The organism is Priestia sp. P5_B4 (genome assembly GCF_056400385.1).
The window spans coordinates 1-600 of sequence record NZ_JBFULJ010001439.1; the positions used below are offsets into that span (position 1 = coordinate 1).

Genomic DNA, 600 nt, shown 5'->3' on the forward strand with positions numbered 1-600 from the left:
ATGGAGAATACGTTCACGAGTAACCTCAGATACAGAAAGCGTATGATCATTATTTAGTACTCTCGATACGGTTGAACTGGAAACATTAGCGTACGCCGCTATATCTTTTAAAGTTGCCATCTTTTTACCTCTCTATTATAATCTTCTATTTTTACTAAATATTTATCTCTTATATTGGAAGAATAGCACATTAATAAAACGCTTTCAATAAATAATTTTAAAATTTCAGTAAATTCATTAAAATATTCTCTAAAATCCTTCATTTATTTTGTTAGTTTCGCCGTTAAAATGACAAAAAAGCCGCTATTACTACTTTATTTTTATCACACCGAACTAAAACTTAAGTAAACTTTTAGTAAACATTAATTTTCGTAAGAATTTGTTCATATTTGATATAAAACGGTTTGTTGGGGAAAATAAAAGAAGAAATAGTGATAAGGAAAGAGAGAGCCTATGATTAGCCAACATTCTTATTTTCAACAATGTCTGCCTGCCCTTCAACAATTGCATAATATGAATTTTACGAAAGAACAGCTGTTGCAAAAAGACTTTTTAATCGCTCAAGAACGGGAATTAAGCATGTACTACTCGCCCCATAAC

Annotated in this window: 1 protein-coding gene; it reads right to left on the reverse strand. The window is 30.3% G+C overall.

The features are described from left to right. Positions 1-120: LacI family DNA-binding transcriptional regulator (locus AC1DRF_RS31465; RefSeq protein ID WP_477742757.1), on the reverse strand; the 120-nt coding region annotated here is incomplete at its 3' end. Between the last annotated feature and the right edge of the window lie 480 nt (positions 121-600).